The following is a 21,423-nucleotide window of genomic DNA, read 5'->3' as shown; positions in this document are numbered from 1 at the left end:
AGTAGAACAAATAATCATTTTCTCAAAAAATGTTCTGGATAAAGGCAGGTGACATCATGTGGAGAACGTACCTTTATTACAAGTAAAGAAAATGAGTAAGGCGTTTTTAAATCAACTTGTATTAAAAGAAGTGAACTTACAAGTAGAGCGCGGAGATATATACGCTTTAGTGGGGGGAAATGGCGCCGGGAAATCAACATTAATGAAAATATTAACGGGGTTATATTCGTATGATGGTGGAGAGATGTATGTAAAAGGAATGAAGCAACAGTTTTCAAATCCATCAGAAGCACACCGAAAAGGTATTTATTTAATACCGCAAGAACCACTCATTTTTCCGCATATGACTATTGAAGAAAATATATGTATCGGGTTAAAAGAAAAGAAAAAGAAAAAGAAACTAAAAATACAGATTCAGCAATTGATTAGCAGCTTAGGATGGGATATTGACCTTAATAAACTAGGAGGAACATTATCGATTGCGCAACAACAGTTAGTAGAAATCGTTAGAGGATTAATAAGAGAAGCTGAGATTCTTATTCTAGATGAGCCAACATCGACATTAACAACACACGAAATTAAGAGTCTTTTTGTGTTGATGAAAAGTTTACAAGAAAAAGGAATTGGGATGATTTATATTACGCATCGTTTTCCAGAAATCTTTGAAATTGCCAACAAAGTAGCAATACTACGTGATGGAATGGTTGTAAGCCAAGGTGATGTATGTGACTATACATATGACATGCTGATGGAGGGACTATTGCCAAAAGGATATAAACAGAAAGAGAAAATAGAAGTAGTTCAAGAGACAGTAAAGACGAAAAAAATATTAGAAGTGGTTGATATAAATGGTCACGCATTCGAAAATATATCATTCACTGTACATGCCGGTGAGGTTGTAGGTGTTGCTGGCATTATAGGATCTGGCAGAACGGAATTAGCAGAAGCGATATTTGGATTGAAAACTATAAAATCAGGGTCTATCTTATTGGGTGGAAAATCAATTGATACGTGTTCTTTGCATAAAAGGCTAGACGAAGGACTAGTTTATGTGCCAGAGGATAGAGCGAGGAATGGAATTTTCTCAATTGCTTCTGTTAAAGAAAATATTGCAGCAGCAAGTTTATATCAAAATAATCGCTTTTTTATAAATCAAGAAAAAGAAAGCGCTTTAGTTAATTCGTTTATAGAACAGTTCCGAATTGTTGTACAGAATATGAATAAAGAACTGGCATCTTTATCAGGAGGTAATCAGCAGAAGGTCGTGCTTGCGAAGTATCTTGCATGTAATCCTAAAATTATTATTCTTGATGAGCCGACTCGCGGAATTGATGCGAAAGCAAGGCTTGAAGTGTATGAGACGATAAAAAAAATGAAAAGGGAAGGACTCGCAATTTTATTAATCTCTTCAGATGTTGAAGAAATTGTCCAATTAGTAAACCGTGTATATGTAATGAGAAATGGGCGATTTGTTTCTCATATGGAAAAAGAACAACTGAGTGTGAATGAAGTTACACGCCTTGCATACGGAGGTGTAGCGGAATGAAACGTATGTTAAAAATGCATGAAACGTCTATCATACTGTTACTACTAATTTATATAGCTATTGTAGGAATGATAAACCCTAGTTTTATTCAATTTAACTCGTTATCTTTACTGATGAAATCAAGCGTTATTTTAGTCGTGCTAGCAATCGGTCAATCGTTCGTCTTATTTACGAAAAATATAGATGTATCAGTTGGTTCAAGCATGGGGTTAAGTGCAGCAGTTTGCGGAATGATGTTAACGAATGGGTATAGTGCATTCTTGTCGATATTTGTAGCTATTATACTTGGGGCCATTATTGGTTTCGTAAATGGTATTGGAGTTGCGAAGTTTCGGGTACCAGCCATTATTATGACATTAGGCATGTTAGGAATTATTAGAGGTACAATGTTAATTTTCACAGGCGGGAAGTGGATTGAAGATATTCCAAACGATTTTAAGCAGCTGCCATCTATCATCATTCTTGGTTTACCTATAACCGTATGGTTCGTTCTTATTATTTTACTACTACTATACTTCTTTTTAAGAAAAGTGCCATTGGGAAGATACTTTTATGCGGTAGGTGATAATGAAGATGGCGCGAGGCTTATTGGTATACCTGTTAATAAAGTGAAGATATATGCGTTTATGATTTCAGGCATAAGCGCTGCGATCGCTGGTTGCATATTTGTTATGAATATCGGTTTCGTGCCAAATCAAACAGGTACAGGATTAGAATTACAAGTAATCGCAGCCGCTGTACTAGGAGGAATTCACTTAAAAGGAGGAACAGGATCTTTATTTGGAGCTGCATTAGGAGCGTTATTTTTAGAAACAATAAGTAGCTCACTCGTCTTTTTAAAAATACCAGCATTTTGGAATAATGCTATTTCGGGTTTTTTACTATTACTTATTATCATACTAGATAGTGTCATGAAGAAGTGGAAAGTAGAGAGGAGGATGAATCTATGAAGTATTTTTACAGATGGGAAGGTGTTCTAATCGTATTACTTCTTATAGAATTCATTCTCTTTAGTTTTATAAATCGTGATTTTTTAAATATTAGTAATCTCCTTTTTAGTACAAATGATTTTCTGTTTATAGCAATCGCAGCGATTCCAATGACTTTCGTTATTGTAACAGGAGGAATTGACGTATCTGTAGGATCTATTATGGGGCTAACTTCGATTTTAATTGGTGTACTTTGGATGAATGGGATTCATATTTTATTAGCAGTAATAATGGCACTTATAGTCAGTTGCTTAGCAGGCGCTTTAAATGGATTCATTATAAAAATGACAGATGTAGAACCACTAGTTGTTACACTCGGAACGATGTTTTTATATGGAGGAATTGCACTCGTCATTTCAGGAGGGGCGGGTGCTTCTGGATATGAAGGGATAAGTGGTTTACCTGATGCTTATGTACAACTAGCAAATGGTAGTTTTATAGGAATACCTAACTTATTATGGCTTCTTATCGCATTAACAATTGTATGCACGATTTTGTTTCACCGAACGATATATGGACGCCACGTACAATTAACAGGAGCGAACGAAAATACAGCAAAATACACCGGGATTCAGACGAAGAAAGTAGTAATCATTGCTTACATACTTTCTGGGTTAGGAGGTGGATTAGGGGGTGCTTTCTTAACTGCATATTTCGGTTCCGCACGTGCTGATATGGGAAGTGAAACAATATTACCAATCATTACAGCAGTCGTATTAGGCGGGACACTTATTACGGGAGGAAAAGGAAGTATTATTGGTACTGTACTAGCGAGTATTTTTATAGGCCTTATGCAATATGGCCTACAAATGACAGGTTTAACAAATGAACAATCAAATGTAGTAATAGGTATTATCCTTATTCTTTCAGTTATTATGAGACATTTCAAATTACATCAATTCTTAGCAGGGAAAAGACGGAATTTGCATAAGGGGGAAATGTCATGAAGAGAAAACTAGGGATTGTATTGATCGTATGTATTTGTTTAATTGGTTTAATCGCTTGTTCCAGTCAAACGGCAGATAAGAAAAAAGCAGATGATGTGAAATTTGCATTTATCCCGAAATTAACTGGAGTTGGCTTCTTTACATCGGGCGGTGAAGGAGCAAAGGAGATGGGAGATAAGCTAGGCGTACAAGTGAAATATGATGGGCCGTCTGAAGCGAGTGTATCAGGGCAAGTAAAGTATATAAATAATTTCATTAATCAAAACTATGATGCACTTATGGTTTCCTCTACATCAGTTGATGGTTTATCGCAATCACTGCAGCGTGCTAAGAAAAAAGGAATGACTGTCTTAACGTGGGATTCTGATGTGAATCCGAAAGACCGTTCTTTTTATATAAGTCAAGGGACACCAGACCAACTTGCTAACTTATTAATTGAAATGACTTCCAAGCAAATTGGAGATAAAGGAAAAGTAGCTTTCTTTTATTCTAGTCCAACAGTAACGGATCAAAACCAATGGGTAACGAAAGCGAAAGAAATTATTAAAAAGAAATATCCGAACTGGGAAATTGTAACGACGCAGTACGGTGAAAATAATGCGCAAAAATCGTTATCAGTAGGGGAGAACATATTAAAAACGTATCCAGATATTAATGCAGTCATTTGCCCGGATGCAACGGCACTACCAGCGATGGCACAAGCAGCTGAAAACTTGAAAATGGATAAAAAAGTTGTTGTAACTGGCTTCTCTACACCAAACGTTATGCGTGATTACGTAAAACGAGGAACAGTACAACAATTTGGATTATGGGATGTAAAACAACAAGGTGCACTCGCAACGTATGTAGCAAATGAAATAGTAGTAAAAGGGAAGAAGTTAAAAGTAGGGGATAGTTTTGAAGTAAAAGGAATCGGAAAAGTGAAAGTAGAGCCAAACTCCATCCAAGGTTATGATTATGAGGCAGAAGGAAATGGAATTATTGTATTGCCAGAGCGGGTTGTATTTACGAAAGAGAATATTGATAAATATAATTTCTAGTAACGAAAAAACGTCCGAATATATCGGACGTTTTTTATTTCTTCATTAGTTATGAACTGTTTCTTTTTCATTTAATCCAAGCGTACGACCTGTAGAAGTGTGTAGGTCTTGGAACAACCTTGGATTTTCAGTTAGTGAAATGCCATATGAAGGAATCATTTCTTTTATTTTTTCTTCCCATTCTACCATGCGGCTTGGGAAACATTTTTCTAATACTTCAAGCATGACGTGAACAGCAGTAGAAGCACCTGGTGATGCGCCTAGTAATGCGGCGATTGAGCCGTCAGCTGCACTTACTACTTCTGTACCAAATTGAAGTGTTCCTTTACCGCCAGCATCAGTATCTTTAATTACTTGTACACGTTGTCCAGCAACTACAATATCCCAATCTTCACTTTTCGCGTTCGGAATGAATTCGCGTAATTCTTCCATGCGTTTTTCGTGCGATAACATAACTTGCTGAATTAAGTATTTTGTAAGTCCCATTTCTTTTACACCAGCAGCTAACATCGTTAAGACGTTATTCGGTTTTACAGAACCGATTAAGTCAAGATTTGAGCCAGTTTTTAAGAATTTAGGTGAGAACCCTGCGAATGGTCCGAATAATAAAGCTTTTTTATTATCTATATATCTCGTATCAAGGTGAGGTACAGACATTGGCGGAGCGCCAACTTTAGCTTTACCGTATACTTTCGCATGATGTTGCTCTACAACTTTTTGGTTTTTACATACCATAAATAGTCCACTTACTGGGAATCCACCGATATGCTTTGATTCAGGGATACCAGTCTTTTGAAGTAGAGGTAGACTACCGCCACCACCGCCAATAAAGACGAATTTAGCAGTATGATGCTCAATTTTACCACTATTCATATCGTGTACTTTCACTTCCCACAAACCATTTTTCGTGCGCTTAATATTTTCAACACTATGCTTGTAGTTTAGCTCGACATTTTTCGTTTTTAAGTAATCAAACAACATACGTGTTAATGCACCGAAGTTAACATCTGTTCCAGAGTCAATCTTCGTTGCCGCCATCGGTTCATTAGATGTACGGCCTTCCATAATGAGTGGAAGCCATTTTTTTAATGTTTCAGGAGCGTCGGAAAATTCCATTCCTTGAAACAGTGGATTTTTTGAAAGCGCTTCAAAACGGTTTTTTAGAAACTCAACATTTTTTTCCCCTTGTACTAAACTCATATGAGGTAGTGGCATAATAAAATCTTGTGGATTACGAATTAATTTGCTTTTTACAAGATATGCCCAAAATTGTCTTGAAAGCTGGAATTGCTCATTCACTTTTACAGCCTTACCAATATCTATAGATCCGTCAGATTTTTCGGAAGTATAGTTCAGTTCGCATAGCGCAGAATGCCCTGTACCTGCATTATTCCATTCGTTAGAGCTTTCTTCCCCGGCACTTGCGAGTTTTTCAAAAACTTTAATTTCCCATTCAGGTGCTAATTCTTTTAGTAATGAGCCTAACGTTGCACTCATAATTCCTGCACCAATTAAGATAACGTCTGTTTTTTGCTGCATGTTGCTCATGATAATCTCTCCATCCCCTATATTGGCAAAAAAGTGTAGGTGTTTTCTATGTCTAAGCCGTAAAAGAGAAACACCGCCTAGGCCCCACCTAGGTGTATACCTTTTTTGTCTCAATTATATAACCATCTCATACTCTATTATAATAATTAATAGACTAAAATATCTAGTGTTATCTGATAATTTTAAACTATTTAACGTTTTATTCGCTAAAAATCTTATTTAACAAGCTCTTTTAAGGTGGTAAATAGAAAAAAATTACAGTTTGAAATTATCTCGAAAAAGCTTACGTATCCTTAAGTGACTAAATCGAGTACCTTTTTATGGGATTATTCTTTCTGTAATGGTAAGATTATTCTGAAAAAAAGGAGGGACTCTAATGTGTACAAAAGAACAAATTTCAAACTTATTTCGAAACTTTTCAATAAAGGAATGTAAAGGGTCAAGTGATTTATATGAATATTTATCAATGAAAATTGCTGAAGATGAGGAAGTACTTACACTATCGTCCTATGCTCAGGTAGGTCAACCAGTCCCAAACTTACTATTAGGTGCAGTACATTATTTATTGCTAGCAGGGAAAGAACATCATTTAAAACGTATTATAGTAGTTTAGTTGAAAATGCTGATACAAATTTAGATAAAGCTTTTAATCATTTTAAAGATTTCTGTAAAGAGTACCGAGAAGAAATCGTTACTTTGTTACAAACGAAACTCGTTCAAACGAATGAAGTAAGACGGTGTGCATACTTATACCCAAGTTTCTGCTACATATTTAACAAAGTGAAGAAGCCGTTAGCGTTAATTGAAATTGGGACAAGTTCTGGATTACAACTGTTCTGGGACCAATATCGTTATTCGTACGGAACGGATGAAATGTACGGAAATATAAATTCAACTGTGCATGTAACTGCTGAAATAAGAGGAGAGAATATGCCGCATTTACTTAAAGAAAGCCCATCTGTCGTAGAAAGAATCGGACTGGACTTACATGTGAATGATTTACATAATGAGGAAGATTATTTATGGTTACGTGCTTTAATTTGGCCAGAACATAAAGAAAGGCTTGAGATGTTTGATCAAGCTGCATCTTTAGTGAAAAATGAATCTGTCCAATTCATAGAAGGAGACGGTGTAGAGCTATTATCATCTATTATTGAACAAATAAGTGAAGAAGCTGTTATTTGTATTTTCCATACACACGTTGCAAATCAAATACCAGAACAAGTAAAACATAAGTTAGAAAAACAAATACAAGAAATTGGCGCAAAACGTGATGTATTCCACCTTTATAACAACATGTGGGATCGTGACCTTCATATTGATTATTATATTAACGGAAACGAATATCGTGAAACGGTTGGAGAAACAGAAGGGCATGGGAAATGGTTTAGCTGGAAGATTGGAAATGAGACGCCTATTTAGATTAATAGGGGCGCCCTCACTTGTAAAAGGTGGGGCCATAGGCTCAATCATGGACTAAATGGTTAAGGAATAAATTTATTAGTAACATACAAAAAATGCTTCGGAGAAATCCTAAGCATTTTTTGTATTACATTTAAACCCCATAATGGATCATGTACTTCTGTTCTGCTGTAGCTTGTTCAATTTTTGAAGTTAACTCATTCAGCTCATCAGAATTTTTGAAGAACTTTGAAGATGTAACTGTTTCATAGAATATTGCTAATGATTCAGGCGGGATAATTGTAATACCGCAATAGGCTAAACCGTATTCCTGATTTTTGACTGTATGGAAGTAGGTTTTCATAATTGATAAATTTTGATTTAAACTACTGATAATATCATCATCAACAGAAATACAATGATATTTCTCTGGTGTATAATCTTCGTAATTTTTTTGAGCAGTAAAATCGTCAATTATTCCAAAATCATGGACAGATGCCATCATTATCATCCTTTCAAATTTAATAAAGTGATTTCTATTAAAGTAAAATGGTCATTCGTTTAAGTGTAATAGAAATAGTTATGTAGTTCATAAAATATCTTCGGTTCTTCTTCGTGAAGACAGTTTATTTATCGATAAACTCATCGGGAGCCCAAGTGGCGATTTCATTCCCAGGTGTAGCGACTACAAGCCATTGCTCACATAGGACACCAGCTTGCCAACATTCATAATAATCATGAAAACCATTTAAAAAAATAATTTGTCCATTCTCTAATGTAATAATTAAATGAGGGCTTTCTAAGCCGAGTTGTATATCGGTGACTTTTTGTCTTCTTATCTTAAATATTCTTTCATATTCTTCTTCCTCAGAATAAACTTCAAATTCAGCTTCATTTAATGGGTATCTTTTTTGAGGTTTATTAAATAAACACCATTTGGATTCGATATTGATATATAATTGTCCGTCATAATCAACTGAGTCGTGAAAGTTTGTGAAATGAATCTTTATAGCGGCTGGAGAAATACCAAATTGTAATCCATCAACTTGTGATCCGATGAATAGATTTTTTAACACTTTTTCAGCGTAAATTTTATCCTCTTGATTCATTCTTGAAATCCTCCTTTTCTTAAAAATATACCTTATATTTTTATTGTAATAAATAAATTTTCATGTAAAATGAACCTTTTGTGAAAAACGAGCGAATATATTGTGAAAGATCATGAGAAGGGGTTGTAATGTTGGATGAAGTAAAATTGAAAGAATGGCTATAGAGTTTACTTTACTGTTAAAGTATTTCATATAAAAATCACGCATTCATTCTAAGTCATTTACCCAAATTACGATATGTTCAATTTTCATAGGTTTCATCCATCCTATCTGTAGCAATTAGGCTTCCACTGTATTAAGTTTGCATTTGCATTGCAACAATTTTGCTTTGGTGTTAAAGCTAGTTGTTAAAGCTAGTTGTTAATTTTTGATTATGTACGTACATACAATGTGTAATTAAGTGAATGATCAACATAGTAATTACAGAAAGGGTGAATGAAGCGTATGAATCAATTTGAGCAAATGATGTACGTTGGTGTCATCATGTCTACTGTACTATCCGTAATGATTTTAGGGTCCTTATATTATAATCCTCGACTATCATTAACTGATTATCCGAAAGATATTCAAAAAGTAGTTTTTCCAAAATCGATTCATGAAAAAAAGCAAACCATTTACTTTAATATTGTATATAATGCTATTCTTTTCGGTTGTCCTTTCGTTTCTACATATATATTACATAAGCATGAAAAATTAATGTATATGGATGCTTATTTACACACTTTTGGTATTTTAATGATTTTCAATTTAGTAGATTTACTTATAATTGATTGGCTAATTTTTTGCTGGATTACTCCAAGGTTTGTTGTGATTCCTAGTACAGAAGGAATGAAGGGATATAAAGATTATAAGTTTCATTTAAGAGGTGCTATAGTCGCTACTAAAATTTTAGCAATCGTAAGTTTATTTTTGGCGGGAATTGCAACGACTATTTAGTGTGAAGAAGGGCATGAAGCTTTTATAAAAGATAAGGAGATTTATAATATATAGAATTAGAAATAAGAATTTGTTAGTATTGAAGTGAGGAGTTTTAATAACAGTATATTAAGCCGTATTAATATACTGTTGCAAATGTTTTGATATTATGTAAAATTATACAATTTTACAGAGGCATTTGATAAAATTCAAAAAAATATAATGGAGGCTAATATGAAAAAAGTAATTGGCGCAGCAACAGCAACTATTTTTGGATTGGGGGCGTTTACCACAACTGCTACCGCAGAAACAATCGTAACAGCAGATGTACTTAACGTACGTGAAAAACCGACTACAGAATCAAAAGTGGTCGAAAAAGTAAAGAATGGGCAAGAGTTAAAAGTCATCAATACCGAAGATGGTTGGTCAAAAATTGAATTGAACGGTAAAGAAGTGTTTGTAAGTTCGGAGTTTACAAAAGATGTGTATCATGTAACGGCGAATTTGTTAAATGTACGTACCGAAGCAAACACAGAATCAGAAATTCTTGGCAGACTGAAAAAAGATGATGTAATTGAATCAACGCATCAAGTAAAAGACGGATGGCTGCAATTTGAGTATAAAGGAAAAACAGCTTATGCAAACGTTTCTTTCCTATCAAGTACAGCACCAACTGAAAAGAAAACTGAAGAGAAAATGAAGCAAGTAGCGAAAGTACAAAAATCAGTTAAAGAAAAGAAAGAAGTAAAGACGCAGAAAGTAGCAAAAGCGAAAGAAACAACGAAAGCACAAGAAATAGTAAAGCCTAAAGAAGAGGCGAAAGTATCAGAGAAAGTAAAAGTTAAGGAAGAACCGAAAGTGCAAGAAATAGTAAAGCCTAAAGAAGAGGCAAAAGTCAAAGAAGAAGTAAAAGTTAAAGAAGAACCGAAAGCGCAAGAAATAGTAAAGCCTAAAGAAGAGGCAAAAGTCAAAGAAGAAGTAAAAGTTAAAGAAGAACCGAAAGCGCAAGAAATAGTAAAGCATAAAGAAGAGGCAAAAGTCAAAGAAGAAGTAAAAGTTAAAGAAGAACTGAAAGCGCAAGAAATAGTAAAGCATAAAGAAGAGGCAAAAGTCAAAGAAGAAGTAAAAGTTAAAGAAGAAGAAAAAGTGCAAGAAATAGCAAAAGCTAAAGAAGAAGAAAAAGCAAGAGAAATAGCAAAAGCTAAAGAAGAAGAGAAAGCAAGAGAAATAGCAAAAGCTAAAGAAGAAGAAAAAGCAAGAGAAATAGCAAAAGCTAAAGAAGAAGAAAAAGCAAGAGAAATAGCAAAAGCTAAAGAAGAAGAAAAAGCAAGAGAAATAGCAAAAGCTAAAGAAGAAGAGAAAGCAAGAGAAATAGCAAAAGCTAAAGAAGAAGAGAGAGCGAAAGAAGTATCAAAAAACAACATAGAGTCTGCTAAACGTGAATTAACGGTAGTAGCGACAGCGTATACTGCTGATCCAAGTGAAAATGGTACATATGGTGGACGCGTTTTAACTGCGATGGGGCATGATTTAACGGCAAATCCGAATATGAGAATTATCGCAGTTGACCCGAAAGTAATCCCATTAGGATCTAAAGTATGGGTGGAAGGTTATGGAGAAGCTATCGCTGGTGATACTGGAAGCGCAATTAAAGGTAATCGTATTGATGTATTAATGGGTTCAAAAAGTAAAGCTATGAATTGGGGAAGACAAACTGTTAAAGTGAAAATTTTATAGTAACTATAATGATCCAAATAGAAGTCAGTTCTCTTTATTGAGGCTGGCTTTTATTTTTTTAGTGGAAGTATAATAGGATTCTTAAATGACTTATTAATAAAACTGTAATAAAACATAAAAATTGTATCATGTTTAGAAAAACTATTAAGAATGAGGTAAGGAAGTAGAACAGAAGGGTATTGAGAAGTAGAGAAGAATAGTATGTTGCTACAATTACACAAGATATCGAGGAACGTGAACTTATTTCAGTAGTTGATTTCCAGTTTGGGGAAATGAATATATACTATTATTTATGTAAAGATTGTTCAATTATAAAAACGGAAACACAAAGTACATAACAAGACTAACATATTATATTAGTCTTGTTTTTGTATCGCAACATCATTAAGAATCGCATCAAATATATCTTTTTGCGTAAAGTTATCTGTAAAAATAGTTTCTCTGGAAACCTCAATTGTATCGTGCGGATTATACCATTTTTGTAGGGAATCTTCACCAAATTCATGTCGTTTGTCCCTTGTGTTATGTCGTCTAATAGTTTCCTCTAATGATAAATCAAAGTAATATGTAAATGCATTTTTATCAAAATAACGAATTAATTCTTTTAACATCTCACCATACCTACGACTGTTCAATATACCTTCTAAAATAACAAATTCACATTTTCCTTTTCCGTACTTTGTAATTTCAAATAGTAAATCATGTGATAAATTCCCCATTGTGTCGTGTACTCTAAGCATATCTCTACGCACAACATCCTGTGATACTAAAAGTGTACCTTGTCCGAAATGTTCTTGTAGTTGCTTTGCAATCGTTGTTTTACCACTTGCGGAGTTTCCTCTAAGAATGATTAAAGTGGATGTAAATATAGGATTAGACATAATGTATTCCCCCCAACAGTATTAATTATATAGAAAATTTTAACAAATAAAGTGAGGAAAGTGTATAATTAATATGACGGATATTTAAGGAGGGGGTTAGATGGGGGATATATTAAAAAATGCACGACCTATATGGAAACGGACTTGGTTTCGTTATCTAGGGGCATTTTTTATTGTTCAGTTACTGTTTATCCCGCATTAACGGGCAGTAAGACCCCCACCTCAAAATTCAGCGAAAGCGAAGAAGTTAGGTGGGGGATCAACTGCCCGTAAAAGCCCGAATGGTTCAACTAATAATCAGTGGGGGATGAACAAAACCCCCACTGATTAAAGTTTCACTTTATTTTGTGTGAAATAACTGCGTGGGCACCAAACTTTAGGCCAGGCGGAGAGTTTTTTAATAGAATATTAAATTCTCAATTTTTCACTGAATGGTTCACACTCTATACAATCCCGCAATTTAACGTATTTACAGCATTTTTTTCGATTACATTACTACCATATGCATTAGTAGGTGCAATGAAAGATATAACATCAAGAAAAAATATAAAGGAATAATAGAGGTATAATATGCTTTTTCAAAAAGAAGGTTTATTGATTAGATACGTAATGGAAGATGATGCATCTATCGTTTCTAAATGGTTAACGGACCCAGCAGTCCTGCGGTATTACGAAGGACGAGATAATCCGCAGTCTGTAGAAAAGGTGCTTGATCATTTTATACATAATCCAAACAATAATGAAAAAAGATGTTTAATAGAATTTGATACCGTTCCGATTGGTTACATACAAATGTACCCAGTTGATTCAGAGTGGAAAGCGTTATATGGCTATAAAGAATCACAAAATGTATGGGGAATGGACCAATTTATCGGTGAACCAGCCTATTGGGGAAAAGGAATTGGACAAAAACTCGTTCAGGCAGCAATTACATATATTATGGGTGAAATGAGAGCAGAAGCAATTGCAATGGATCCGAAAGTAAATAATGAACGAGCGATAAAGTGTTATGAAAAATGCGGATTTAAAAAAGTAAAGATTTTAAAGGAACATGAGCTGCATGAGGGGAAATTAGAAGATTGTTGGATGATGGAATACAAACAATTATAATGAATATGCAATGGCTTATATAAACGAAGGGAGCTGTGCGAAATGAAAAAAGCGTTAATCGTAATTGATGTGCAAGCGGGTATGTATACAGCTGGAATGCCAGTACATAATGGGGGAAAGTTTTTACAAACACTGCAAGAGCTTATTATGGAATGTCGTTCAAATGATATTCCAGTTATTTATATCCAACATAACGGTCCTAAAGACCATCCGTTAGAAAAAGGTACGGATGGATGGCGAATCCATGCGGCCATCGCTCCGCAAGAAGGAGATAATATTGTTGAAAAGACGACGCCAGATTCATTCCATAAGACAAACTTAAGCGAAGTGTTACAAGAGAAAGGAATTGAACACGTTATTCTTTCGGGAATGCAATCAGAGTATTGTGTAGATACGACAACGCGCAGAGCATGTAGTGAAGGATATAAAGTAACGTTAGTGAGTGATGCGCATAGTACATTTAATACAGAAGTGTTACGTGCTGAAGATATTGTGCAACATCATAACGCAGTATTGGGAGCGTTTGCGGATGTTGTTGCATTAAAAGACTTGAAAGTGGCTGCCTCTAAATAAGAGGTAGTTTTTTTATTAGAAAAAAGCGTCAAATATTGTCGGTAAGTCGATATTTTGAAATAATCGTTTATATAATTTCACGTACCATAATGAAAATATACAAAAAAGGAGCACTACATAATTAAAAAGGGTGCTCCTGCATTAAAATGTTACTTCTTCTTGTCTTTATCCAATATATTTTGTTCTTCAGCAAATTCCGTACCATATGCAAAGCGGCGATTAATACGAATGTTATCATTGTTGTGCCTTGTATGAGAGTTAGAGAAGCGATGAACGATTACTTCAGATAAAGTGAAGACGATGGCAGAAAGGATACTGCCCCATGCAATTTGCATATAGTTGTCTAATAAAATATTACCGAAAATCCATACGCTTAAATATGTTAATAAGAAATCCGACATAATGGCACCAGTATTGCCAATTCGATTTAAAATGATTTTATCAACGAACATGTAGGATACGATTGTAACAAAGAGACTGAATGAAATAATTTGAACAAACGTTGCAGGGAAAAATAAAGCAAGCCCAATGCTAAATGCGATAATGCACGATATAAACTTGATAAGCACTACTGTGAAATCATTCAAAATTCACACCTCCGATTTATACATAGTTTTTCAATAAATTCTGGAGTTCATACATTGTAACGGATTTATTTACGTAAAACTTTTTCATGTTCGGAATTTCGTCTAAATATTATAAAAACAATGGAAAAATGTTATAGTAAAATGAGAGTGTATGACATTTTTAGGTAAGGGGGAATCCAGGATGTGGATTACTTCAGAAGTAGAAATTCCAGATGAGTTAATCGATCACCTTGAGCAAGGAAAGTTAGTGTTATTTGTTGGAGCGGGAGTTTCTATGAAAGGGAAATCAAACTTACCGAATTTTGATGATTTAGTTGATGCAATTGCAAAAACGTTATATGTCGAAAAACGTGAAATAACAGAACCACATGATTATTATCTTGGTAAAATTGCAAAAACAAAAGATGTACATCAAGTTGCAAGAGATCTTGTTCATATAGAGAAATCAAAACCGAATCCATTGCATTTTGCAATTCCAAGGTTATTTCCTTTAGATACAGATATCCGCATTGTAACAACAAATTTTGATCAACATTTTACAACTGCAATTAAGGAAATAAATAGAGATATCAATGTTTATTATGCTCCAGCTTTACCGACTGGGAGAGCGTTTAAAGGTCTTGCTTATATACATGGTAATGTAGAACAGGAGAAAGAGGCTTTAATTTTAACAGACGGTGATTTTGGAAGGGCTTACTTAACCGAAGGGTGGGCGAGAAGATTTTTAGTCGATCTATTCTCGAATTACACCGTTTTATTCGTTGGATATAGTCATAATGACCCAGTAATGAAATATTTAGCAACTGGTTTACCACCAAGTACAAGACGATTTGCTTTTGTCGCACAAGGGGAAAATACGTACCACTGGGAACATTTAGGGATAAGACCAATTGTGTATCCGAATAAAGTGAATAATCATCAATCCCTCGTAAAAGCGGTAAAACGCTGGGCGGAATTAATGGGCGATAATTATATTACGAAAAGAATGCGTATTCGGGATATTGTAACGGTTCCCCCGTCAGTAGAACAGGAACAATTATCATACATAAAGCAATCAATTAAAAAAATTGAAACAGTTCGTTACTTTGTGGAATTTGCTCATGATTATGAATGGGTCGAATGGTTAGAAGCAGAAGGTAAATTACAAAATTTGTTTATGCTTACGCCAAACTATAATGAAGTAGATGAATTACTTGCAGAATGGTTAGTGGAACAATTTCTTTTTAGTCATCAGAAAGAATTATTTCAATTAATTTATAAAAACTATTCTAAAATATCACCGTTATTATGGAGAACGATTTGTAACTACTTAAACGAAACGAAGAGTAAGATGGATCCGTTGTTGTTTGCAAGATGGACACTCTTTTTATTAGAAACAGCTGAAAAAGATAGTAGCTCTATAGAAAAGATTTCTAAGTTACTGCAAAAATGTTCTTTTCCTGAGCATAAGGAAATTGCCTTATTGTTACTAACTTTTATTTTAGATGGAAAACTGAAGTTGAAACGTGTAAGAAAATGGGGAAATGATACGCAAGAATCAATAGAACTCGAGGAATCGAGTCGCTTACCAGTATCTACATTTTCTCATGTGGAGCAAATTTGGAACGAAAAGATGAGGCCATATATCACCCATTATGCTGTTCCAATTATGATGATCGGATTAGAAAAATTGAGAATGTTGTCGTTAAGACAAACGGCACTGAAAAAAAGAAATAAGGAAGATGTAGAAAAAGATTTTCATCAAAATGATCTTGCATTTTTAATACAAATTGTAAAAGAGTGTCTAACTTATTTATGTGAAAACAATGAGAAAAAAGCGGATTATTATATTACAGAAATGATAGAAGCAAATAGTGTACTTCAAAAGCGAATTGCAATTGACGCGATGAATAAAAATATTTTTGTTCGTGTAGATGACAAAATGAAATGGTTGTTACATGAAGGACTTCTTTTAGATTTCACTTATAAACACGAAGTTTTTCAACTTTTAAAAAGGCATTATGCACATTGTTTAGAAGAAACAAAAGAAGAAGTCACTCGAACTGTAATAAAGCATCTTACAGAAGAGAGGGTATTTGATGCATGTCTCGTATTAGACTTATTATTCAAGTGTGATTCAAATAGTCCATCTACGGCAAATGGGTATGAGTTAATGAAGCAAAAGCATCCTCATTTTCATTCTGAACGATACAGTGTACAAAAGAAAGAGGATACAGCGCAAAGCATTACTTGTAATGTAACAGCTGACGGATTATTGCAGCTGAAAGATGTTGAAATTATGAAGCAAGTTCGGCAATTTTCGCAAGATGGTGTTTTTGAACAACGCCATTTTTTAGAGATGTTATCAAAAGCATGTAAATTGAATACAGAGTGGAGTATTTCATTCGCATATCAATTAGTAGGAGTGCAAGAAATAAGTAATGAAGTATGGTTTGTTTGTATTAGAGAATGGCGAAATAACCGAGGATTGACAAATGATCAAATCCAAAAAATTATTCCGCTATTGCAGAAATTTGTTAGAAATACTGCTTATCATTGGTTAATTAGTAGTTTTCTATATGAAATTAGTAATCGACTAGAAGAGTTAGAAGAGAATAGTATACGTGTTGTAAAACGCTTTGCTTTTTCAGTGTTTCCTCAAGTTATGAAGAGTGATACGGATTTTAAGCTTGGAAAACAAGATTTTTACAATGAATCAATTCAGCATCCTGTTGGGAAAATGACGGCTGTATTATTAAAGTTGTTATCATATGATCATTTATACGATCGTAATGTATATGAATATTTATTTTTATTTGAAGAACAAGTAAGAGTTAATTTGGAACGAACAAACTTTATGTTTGCTCGTTTAATAGCAGATATTACATTTCTATATCATATTGAAAAGCAATGGTGCCGAAAATATTTGTTACCATACTTAGATTTAAAAAAACAAAATGAAATTACGGAATATGCATGGGCTGGTTTATGTTACACGCAAATAAATTTACCTTTATTTACAGAAATGAAGCGTTTTATTAAGTATGCGATAGAACATTTGGAAGTATTACATCCGCATACGAGGGAAGCTTTCTTGAAGTGGCTTAGCTTTGTATTTATTAAATGTGTACTATATTGGGAGCAAAAAACAGAGTGGTTATACCCTTTGCTCATACTAGAAAATGAAGAAAATAAAATTAAATTTATGCAGTTTTTATGCTATTACGTCAAAACATTAAGCGTAAAAGAACAACAAAAATTTTGGACAGCTTGGCTCAGTGTATTTTTACGAGAACGACCAAAAATGGGTGAGATAACTGCGAGAGAATATGTAATGCTTTTACGTATTATCTTATACATGGATGAAATATTAGAAAAAGGATTATGTATTATGTCTCGTGCATTTTCAAGTGTACATGGTAAATGTACAGGTGAGGAAATGAAGCAGTTATTGATTGAAATGCTTCATAAAAAAGAAAGTATGAAAGCGCATAAAGAAATGTTTGCAAATGTGTTTTTTATTTTACTACAAACATGTCACGAAGCCGTTTTATTTGAAAAAGAAATCATACAAATAAAAGAATTATTAGTTCAGTATGAAGTAGAGGAATATGTTTTACATTTACTAGAAAATGAAATAATTCGCATAGGAATTGTAATGGGTGATTTACAAAAAGAATTATAGGATGAAAGTGGAATTTTAAAAAAATATATAAAAAGTTGTTGACAGTGTTTTAAAAAGCGTTCTATAATACGAATCATACTTATTCAATTTCAAAAACATTTGAATAAACAAAGTGCAATGAAGAGATCACAGTAGTGGTTAGTCTTACTGTAACAGAGAGCTGGTGGTTGGTGTGAACCAGTACAGGGATAATCATGAATTACAGTCTTGGAGCATCTTTTTCGTAATAAAGATAGTTTGTCTTTATGAGGAAAAAGCGGTCAATTGATCGTTAACAGTGAAGAGAGGTAGACGGAAAGTTAGTCTACAACTAGGGTGGTACCGCGATAAATATCGTCCCTACTGATTTATTCAGTAGGGACTTTTTGTATTTTAGTGGTCCAACTTGAAAATAAAATAGTCATGCATTGAAAGGAAAAGCAGTAGTTGTTGTTTCCCTGTAACAGAGAGCTGGTGGTTGGTGCGAACCAGTACAAAAACAAGAGCGAATTACAGTCCTGGAGCATCTTTTTCGTAGTAAAGATAGTATTTGTCTTTATGAAGGGAAAGACGGTCAGATGATCGTTAACAATGAAGAGAGGTAGACGAAAGAAGTCTACAACTAGGGTGGTACCGCGATAAATATCGTCCCTACTGATTGCATCAGTAGGGCTTTTTTGTACAAAAAAGTGGGTTTTTAACTAGTAGTTCATGTCTTTGTACGAATTATTAGTTTAAAATAAGAAGAGGTATCGATTCCACTATAAATTTGTATAATTAACCAGTTCAGAAAATAGAGAATCTTTTATTCTCTTACTATACTTTTAAAACATTAGAGGAGGATTTCCAAATGGCAAATCATGAATTAGATCAATTACGTAAACAGGTAGATGAAATTAACTTACAACTATTACACCTTTTAAACAAACGTGGTGAAATTGTTCAAAAAATTGGAGAGCAAAAGCAAGTACAAGGTACGAAACGCTTTGATCCAGTACGTGAGCGTGAAGTACTTGATATGATCGCAGAGCATAACGAAGGACCATTCGAAACATCAACTGTTCAACATATTTTCAAAACGATTTTCAAAGCAAGCTTAGAGTTACAAGAAGATGATAACCGCAAAGCGTTACTAGTATCACGTAAAAAGAAACAAGAAAATACAATCGTTGATGTAAAAGGTGAATTGATTGGAAACGGAGCACAAACGTTCATCATGGGACCTTGTGCAGTAGAAAGCTTAGAGCAAGTTCGTCAAGTAGGGCAAGCGATGAAAGATCAAGGCTTAAAATTAATGCGCGGCGGTGCATTCAAACCGAGAACATCTCCATACGATTTCCAAGGTTTAGGAGTAGAAGGACTTCAAATTTTACGTCAAGTAGCAGACGAGTTCGACTTAGCAATTATTAGTGAAATTTTAAATCCGAACGATGTTGAAATGGCATTAGACTACGTTGATGTAATTCAAGTTGGTGCACGTAACATGCAAAACTTCGATTTATTACGTGCTGTAGGTAAAGTTAACAAACCAGTATTATTAAAACGTGGATTAGCAGCAACAATTGATGAGTTCATTAACGCAGCGGAATACATCATTGCGCAAGGCAACGATCAAATTATTCTTTGTGAGCGTGGTATCCGCACATACGAAAGAGCGACACGTAACACATTAGACATTTCTGCAGTACCAATTTTAAAGAAAGAAACACATTTACCAGTTATCGTTGATGTAACACATTCAACTGGACGCAGAGATTTATTATTACCAACAGCGAAAGCGGCACTTGCAATTGGCGCAGATGCAGTAATGGCTGAAGTGCATCCAGATCCAGCAGTTGCATTATCAGATTCTGCACAACAAATGGACATTCCAGAATTCCATAGATTCATGGATGAGTTAAAAGGTTTCAAAAATAAATTATCTTAATTCCATATCATATATGCATTGAAGAGGAAACAGTAGTGCTTATCTCACTGTTAAAGAGAGCTGGTGGTCGGTGTGAATCAGTACAAAGGTAAGCATGAATTACAGCCTTGGAGCATCTTTCCCGACAACTTATGGAGGGGAAGACGGTCAAACGATCGTTAAAGAAGAAGAGAGGTAGACGACAGTTGTCTACAACTAGGGTGGTACCGCGATAAACATCGTCCCTACTGAGCGCTCAGTAGGGACTTTTTTGTACAAAAAAATAGTAAAGGGGCAAGAGAAATGAGATACATTACAGCTGGAGAATCACATGGACCGCAGTTAACAGTTATTTTAGAAGGTGTACCAGCAGGTTTGACACTTACGGCGGAACATATTAATAAAGAATTATTAAGAAGACAAAAAGGTCATGGACGCGGAAGACGCATGCAAATTGAAACAGATACAGTTGAAATTGTAAGTGGTGTTCGTCACGGGATGACACTTGGATCACCGATTACGTTAATCGTAAAAAATGATGATTTCAAACATTGGACGAAAGTAATGGGTGCCGAGCCAATTTCGGAAAAAGAAAGTAAAGACATGAAACGTACAATTACAAAACCACGTCCCGGACATGCGGATTTAAATGGAGCAATTAAATATGGTCATCGTGATATAAGAAACGTATTAGAGCGCTCATCTGCAAGAGAAACGACAGTTCGTGTAGCTGCTGGTGCAGTTGCAAAACAAATTTTAAGCGAATTAGGCGTGGAAATTGCAGGACATGTTCTTGAAATTGGTGGAGTAAAAGCAAAACATATTTCAAACTTATCAATTGAAGAAATTCAAACAATTACTGAAAACTCACCAGTTCGATGTTTAGATAAAGAAGTAGAGCAAGAAATGATGAATGCGATTGACAACGCAAAAAGTAGTGGAGATTCAATCGGTGGCATCGTGGAAGTCATTGCAGAAGGTATGCCAATTGGCGTTGGTAGTTACGTTCATTACGATCGTAAATTAGATGCAAAACTTGCTGGTGCAATTATGAGTATAAATGCATTTAAAGGTGCTGAAATTGGCGTAGGTTTTGAAGCGGCACGACAACCTGGAAGCAAAGTGCATGATGAAATTCTGTGGGATAAAGAAAAAGGATACACGAGAAAAACGAATAATGCCGGCGGTTTAGAAGGCGGTATGACAACAGGTATGCCAATTGTCGTAAGAGGCGTTATGAAGCCAATTCCTACTTTATACAAACCGTTAGCAAGCGTTGATATTGATACGAAAGAAGAATTCCAAGCGAGTATTGAAAGATCTGATAGTTGCGCAGTACCAGCAGCGGGTGTAGTAGCTGAATCTGTTGTGGCATGGGAACTTGCAGATGCACTAGTCGAACAATTCGGAAAAGATCGTATGGAATTATTAAAACAAAACATTATGCAACACAATAACTACGCAAAAGAATTTTAATAAAAAGGTGGGTTT

16 protein-coding genes, 3 pseudogenes and 3 other annotated features are annotated in these 21,423 nt (G+C 34.7%); of the genes and pseudogenes, 14 read left to right on the top strand and 5 right to left on the bottom strand.

Annotated elements, in window-relative coordinates:
• Positions 1 to 58: 58 nt before the first annotated feature.
• Genes AC0ONG_RS13365 through lsrB form a run of 4 tightly spaced genes read left to right on the top strand, consistent with a single transcriptional unit; the run spans position 59 to position 4,522 of the window.
• Positions 59 to 1,546, top strand: a complete 1,488-nt coding sequence (locus AC0ONG_RS13365) for a sugar ABC transporter ATP-binding protein (protein ID WP_016077531.1) — start codon at positions 59 to 61, stop codon at positions 1,544 to 1,546.
• Positions 1,543 to 2,496, top strand: a complete 954-nt coding sequence (locus AC0ONG_RS13360; RefSeq protein WP_016077532.1) for an ABC transporter permease subunit — start codon at positions 1,543 to 1,545, stop codon at positions 2,494 to 2,496. The genes AC0ONG_RS13365 and AC0ONG_RS13360 overlap by 4 nt, the downstream gene beginning before the upstream one ends.
• On the top strand, positions 2,493 to 3,482 hold the full coding sequence (locus tag AC0ONG_RS13355) for an ABC transporter permease (RefSeq protein WP_000873535.1): 990 nt from the start codon (positions 2,493 to 2,495) through the stop codon (positions 3,480 to 3,482). Before AC0ONG_RS13360 ends, AC0ONG_RS13355 begins: the two co-directional genes overlap by 4 nt.
• Complete coding sequence (lsrB, locus tag AC0ONG_RS13350) at positions 3,479 to 4,522, top strand: autoinducer 2 ABC transporter substrate-binding protein LsrB (protein WP_000823653.1); 1,044 nt, start codon at positions 3,479 to 3,481, stop codon at positions 4,520 to 4,522. Before AC0ONG_RS13355 ends, lsrB begins: the two co-directional genes overlap by 4 nt.
• A gap of 45 nt (positions 4,523 to 4,567) precedes the next feature.
• Here the strand turns inward: lsrB and AC0ONG_RS13345 are convergent, their stop codons facing one another.
• Positions 4,568 to 6,070 (bottom strand): malate:quinone oxidoreductase, encoded by a 1,503-nt coding sequence (locus AC0ONG_RS13345; protein WP_000069147.1) that lies wholly within the window; start codon positions 6,068 to 6,070, stop codon positions 4,568 to 4,570.
• 376 nt (positions 6,071 to 6,446) lie between these two features.
• Between AC0ONG_RS13345 and AC0ONG_RS13340 the strand changes: the two are divergent.
• Positions 6,447 to 7,492 (top strand): annotated as a pseudogene (locus AC0ONG_RS13340) (DUF2332 domain-containing protein).
• Positions 7,493 to 7,625: 133 nt separating this feature from the next.
• Here the strand turns inward: AC0ONG_RS13340 and AC0ONG_RS13335 are convergent.
• Both AC0ONG_RS13335 and AC0ONG_RS13330 read right to left on the bottom strand, forming a co-directional pair.
• Complete coding sequence (locus AC0ONG_RS13335) at positions 7,626 to 7,976, bottom strand: hypothetical protein (RefSeq protein ID WP_016077536.1); 351 nt, start codon at positions 7,974 to 7,976, stop codon at positions 7,626 to 7,628.
• Positions 7,977 to 8,097: 121 nt separating this feature from the next.
• Positions 8,098 to 8,580 carry a hypothetical protein gene (locus AC0ONG_RS13330; protein WP_001070895.1) on the bottom strand — a complete coding sequence of 161 codons (483 nt, stop codon included), beginning with the start codon at positions 8,578 to 8,580 and terminating at the stop codon, positions 8,098 to 8,100.
• Positions 8,581 to 9,024: 444 nt separating this feature from the next.
• Here AC0ONG_RS13330 and AC0ONG_RS13325 point away from each other — a divergent pair, with 444 nt between their 5' ends.
• Together AC0ONG_RS13325 and entB are read left to right on the top strand one after the other, a co-directional pair.
• Positions 9,025 to 9,516: a hypothetical protein gene (locus AC0ONG_RS13325; protein ID WP_001071246.1), complete on the top strand. Its 492-nt coding sequence runs from the start codon at positions 9,025 to 9,027 to the stop codon at positions 9,514 to 9,516.
• A 213-nt stretch (positions 9,517 to 9,729) separates the two neighbouring features.
• Positions 9,730 to 11,232: a cell wall-binding protein EntB gene (gene entB, locus AC0ONG_RS13320; RefSeq protein ID WP_474203595.1), complete on the top strand. Its 1,503-nt coding sequence runs from the start codon at positions 9,730 to 9,732 to the stop codon at positions 11,230 to 11,232.
• Positions 11,233 to 11,588: 356 nt separating this feature from the next.
• On the opposite strand, the gene AC0ONG_RS13315 is transcribed toward entB, so the two are convergent.
• Positions 11,589 to 12,113, bottom strand: coding sequence for a kinase (locus tag AC0ONG_RS13315; protein WP_000070084.1), 525 nt, complete (start codon positions 12,111 to 12,113; stop codon positions 11,589 to 11,591).
• A 100-nt stretch (positions 12,114 to 12,213) separates the two neighbouring features.
• Here AC0ONG_RS13315 and AC0ONG_RS13310 point away from each other — a divergent pair.
• The 4 genes and pseudogenes from AC0ONG_RS13310 to AC0ONG_RS13295 all read left to right on the top strand — a co-directional run.
• Positions 12,214 to 12,297: pseudogene (locus tag AC0ONG_RS13310) on the top strand (YfzA family protein); the annotation flags it as partial.
• Positions 12,298 to 12,452: 155 nt separating this feature from the next.
• Positions 12,453 to 12,671 (top strand): annotated as a pseudogene (locus tag AC0ONG_RS13305) (YfzA family protein); the annotation flags it as partial.
• 12 nt (positions 12,672 to 12,683) lie between these two features.
• Entirely contained in the window at positions 12,684 to 13,223 is a 540-nt protein-coding gene (locus tag AC0ONG_RS13300; RefSeq protein WP_000898779.1) for a GNAT family N-acetyltransferase, read from the top strand.
• A gap of 42 nt (positions 13,224 to 13,265) precedes the next feature.
• Positions 13,266 to 13,796 (top strand): cysteine hydrolase family protein, encoded by a 531-nt coding sequence (locus AC0ONG_RS13295; RefSeq protein ID WP_017763308.1) that lies wholly within the window; start codon positions 13,266 to 13,268, stop codon positions 13,794 to 13,796.
• Between the two features lie 149 nt (positions 13,797 to 13,945).
• On the opposite strand, the gene AC0ONG_RS13290 is transcribed toward AC0ONG_RS13295, so the two are convergent.
• Complete coding sequence (locus AC0ONG_RS13290) at positions 13,946 to 14,383, bottom strand: YndM family protein (protein WP_000997702.1); 438 nt, start codon at positions 14,381 to 14,383, stop codon at positions 13,946 to 13,948.
• Between the two features lie 181 nt (positions 14,384 to 14,564).
• Here AC0ONG_RS13290 and AC0ONG_RS13285 point away from each other — a divergent pair, with 181 nt between their 5' ends.
• The 3 genes from AC0ONG_RS13285 (at position 14,565) to aroC (ending at position 21,408) form a co-directional block, all read left to right on the top strand.
• Positions 14,565 to 18,047: a DUF4020 domain-containing protein gene (locus tag AC0ONG_RS13285; RefSeq protein WP_000265189.1), complete on the top strand. Its 3,483-nt coding sequence runs from the start codon at positions 14,565 to 14,567 to the stop codon at positions 18,045 to 18,047.
• Between the two features lie 108 nt (positions 18,048 to 18,155).
• Positions 18,156 to 18,391, top strand: a binding site (T-box leader).
• 54 nt (positions 18,392 to 18,445) lie between these two features.
• Positions 18,446 to 18,682 (top strand) — a binding site (T-box leader).
• A gap of 194 nt (positions 18,683 to 18,876) precedes the next feature.
• Positions 18,877 to 19,953 carry a bifunctional 3-deoxy-7-phosphoheptulonate synthase/chorismate mutase gene (locus AC0ONG_RS13280; protein WP_001273573.1) on the top strand — a complete coding sequence of 359 codons (1,077 nt, stop codon included), beginning with the start codon at positions 18,877 to 18,879 and terminating at the stop codon, positions 19,951 to 19,953.
• A 9-nt stretch (positions 19,954 to 19,962) separates the two neighbouring features.
• Positions 19,963 to 20,182 (top strand) — a binding site (T-box leader).
• A gap of 53 nt (positions 20,183 to 20,235) precedes the next feature.
• Entirely contained in the window at positions 20,236 to 21,408 is a 1,173-nt protein-coding gene (gene aroC / locus AC0ONG_RS13275; RefSeq protein ID WP_001269426.1) for a chorismate synthase, read from the top strand.
• Positions 21,409 to 21,423 lie beyond the last annotated feature (15 nt).

Source organism: Bacillus sp. TCT6 (assembly GCF_056033845.1).
The sequence above is the reverse complement of the archived record's forward strand: the minus strand, read 5'-3'. Positions and strand labels throughout refer to the sequence as shown.

What these genes read in the sequence shown, in the direction of transcription:
- AC0ONG_RS13300 (WP_000898779.1), top strand. Translation starts at nt 12,684, where the DNA reads ATGCTTTTTCAAAAAGAAGGTTTATTGATTAGATACGTAATGGAAGAT.
- AC0ONG_RS13280 (WP_001273573.1), top strand. Translation starts at nt 18,877, where the DNA reads ATGGCAAATCATGAATTAGATCAATTACGTAAACAGGTAGATGAAATT.
- AC0ONG_RS13335 (WP_016077536.1), bottom strand. Translation starts at nt 7,976, where the DNA reads ATGATGGCATCTGTCCATGATTTTGGAATAATTGACGATTTTACTGCT.
- AC0ONG_RS13285 (WP_000265189.1), top strand. Translation starts at nt 14,565, where the DNA reads ATGTGGATTACTTCAGAAGTAGAAATTCCAGATGAGTTAATCGATCAC.
- AC0ONG_RS13295 (WP_017763308.1), top strand. Translation starts at nt 13,266, where the DNA reads ATGAAAAAAGCGTTAATCGTAATTGATGTGCAAGCGGGTATGTATACA.
- AC0ONG_RS13355 (WP_000873535.1), top strand. Translation starts at nt 2,493, where the DNA reads ATGAAGTATTTTTACAGATGGGAAGGTGTTCTAATCGTATTACTTCTT.
- AC0ONG_RS13315 (WP_000070084.1), bottom strand. Translation starts at nt 12,113, where the DNA reads ATGTCTAATCCTATATTTACATCCACTTTAATCATTCTTAGAGGAAAC.
- AC0ONG_RS13330 (WP_001070895.1), bottom strand. Translation starts at nt 8,580, where the DNA reads ATGAATCAAGAGGATAAAATTTACGCTGAAAAAGTGTTAAAAAATCTA.
- entB (WP_474203595.1), top strand. Translation starts at nt 9,730, where the DNA reads ATGAAAAAAGTAATTGGCGCAGCAACAGCAACTATTTTTGGATTGGGG.
- aroC (WP_001269426.1), top strand. Translation starts at nt 20,236, where the DNA reads ATGAGATACATTACAGCTGGAGAATCACATGGACCGCAGTTAACAGTT.
- AC0ONG_RS13345 (WP_000069147.1), bottom strand. Translation starts at nt 6,070, where the DNA reads ATGAGCAACATGCAGCAAAAAACAGACGTTATCTTAATTGGTGCAGGA.
- AC0ONG_RS13325 (WP_001071246.1), top strand. Translation starts at nt 9,025, where the DNA reads ATGAATCAATTTGAGCAAATGATGTACGTTGGTGTCATCATGTCTACT.
- lsrB (WP_000823653.1), top strand. Translation starts at nt 3,479, where the DNA reads ATGAAGAGAAAACTAGGGATTGTATTGATCGTATGTATTTGTTTAATT.
- AC0ONG_RS13360 (WP_016077532.1), top strand. Translation starts at nt 1,543, where the DNA reads ATGAAACGTATGTTAAAAATGCATGAAACGTCTATCATACTGTTACTA.